The following is a 1,962-nucleotide window of genomic DNA, read 5'->3' as shown; positions in this document are numbered from 1 at the left end:
GTTTTTCAAAAACGACCCTTATGCGTTAAATTCTGTTGCAACCCATCAGGTTTTAGAATTTACTCCGGTGTTACACCAAGGGTTTTTAAAGGAGTTTTTAGATTCGTAAATTTAAAAACCCTTGCATTTAAAATAAAGAGTGAGAAAACCAAATTTTAAAAAACTTTTATCCGCTTCAATGATGAGTTGCCCGATTCTAAACTCTTTCTCATTTTGCATTTGCAAAGCCTCAAAATAATCCGCAAAACTATGCAATGGCTTTGGAGGATTCATCTCTCCTCTTTCTATCATTTTCTTTTGTAGTTTCTTAAGGATTTTGTGTTCTTTTTTTATAGTTAAAAGTCTAAAAGGCATATTAAAAAGATTGCTTTGTAAATAAGCCTCTCCTAGTTTATAGCTTAAATGCTCTCTTACTCTCTCCACCGCTCCTTTTTCCAAATTTCTCCCACAAGGTTGCGCTATTGCGTCCGCCATTTTCATAATGTTTGAACCCCTATAAGCATTCTTAAAAATATCTTGCGCTATATCTTGAAATCTTGATAAAACACACTCACAAAAGACTTTATAAAACTCACCCTTTTTCTCTATGTTTGCCAACAATTCATCTGCCTCTTTAAATCTTTCTTGCTTTATTAAAGAATCCAAAAAAGCTATTTTATAAAGTGGGTTTTTCTCGTCTAAATTCATTGCCCTATAAGCCATATCCCCCAAAAACTTAAAGTCTCTCTCCCCTCTTTTCAATATATAAAGGTGCAAATAAGAAAAAGCTTGTGCTATGGGGTGGATTTTGATTTTTTCTAAATATTGCAAAATAATCTCAACTTGCATTTTTTCATCAAAAAATTTATAAGTGAAGTTTTGCTCCCTGCCTTTTCCTATCACACTAGCCAAGTAAGAAAAATGACTACCAGCAGAAAATATCTCTTTAGCTTTGGACATAAAGGTAATCTCAAAAAAGATTCTATCTACATCATTTAAGTTTTCAGGCAAGAACTCAACAATACTACAAAGCTTAAAATTTGTCGGAATCTCCTTTGCGTATTCTAGCAGACTTTGCATAGAAGCAATATCATCTGAAAACACAATAAGATTGCCTTTAGGTAAATAGGTTTTTATGATAAAAAAAGCAATTTCAATAGGCATTACTTTTTTGTAATGATTCCCGCGACTTCTAATAAAATAACTATAGAGCGCATCTCCTCCCCGCCAATGCAAAGCAACAAAATCCTGCAAAGCTTGCGCCGCAATTTTTGCCATTTCCATAATCTCCACAATATGTGAGCTAAATGGAATCTGTGAATAGAGTTTAGGCAATTCCTGCAAATAACTTTTATCTACATCCAAAATATGCATTCCACTATCTTGATAACTCCACCCAAAGCTCCCCTCAAATGGCAAACTATCTTTTAACTTAGAAAGCGGGATATTCCTTGCTAAATGTTTGCTTTCTCTTTTAATTTGCTTTGTATAAGAATGCTGTGAAATGAATTTGGAATCAAAAAGATATTCCTCACTCTCAATTTGTGGCAACAAAATATCATAATGATAACTTTTACCCAGATTGTTTCTCAAATCATCTGTCCCACAAGCGTTTATATCACTTCTCCACACAAATCCAAACTTATATCCACTTAAATTTGCAAGATACATACTCACTAGCATATTCATTATTCTAACGCCAATCCCATCATCTGTGATACTGACAAGTAAGCCTTTATATTTTCTAGTATAAGCTTGCAATTTACAAATAGAAAAATATTCATAATTTTGCATATAAATTTTAATTGTTTTTATTTTTTTACCTATTTTCAAAATCTAAAAATTCCTTATTATAAACCTCACAAACTTTTTCAAAAGCCTTAACCCCCTCTATGAAAAATTCCAAAACAACCCTGCAAGGATTCACCCAAATTTCCTTTGGCTCTAAATAAATTTTCAAATATTCCAAATCAACACAAGACT

1 protein-coding gene is annotated in these 1,962 nt (G+C 32.5%); it reads right to left on the bottom strand.

Annotation, left to right across the window (positions count from 1 at the left end; translation table 11 throughout):
• Positions 1 to 111: 111 nt before the first annotated feature.
• Positions 112 to 1,812, bottom strand: a complete 1,701-nt coding sequence (locus Q1553_RS00380) for a hypothetical protein (RefSeq protein WP_300842658.1) — start codon at positions 1,810 to 1,812, stop codon at positions 112 to 114.
• Positions 1,813 to 1,962 lie beyond the last annotated feature (150 nt).

Origin of the sequence: Helicobacter sp. UBA3407 (assembly GCF_949747025.1) — a bacterium.
Lineage (GTDB): Bacteria > Campylobacterota > Campylobacteria > Campylobacterales > Helicobacteraceae > Helicobacter_D > Helicobacter_D ganmani.
This window is presented reverse-complemented; position numbering and strand designations above follow the sequence as displayed.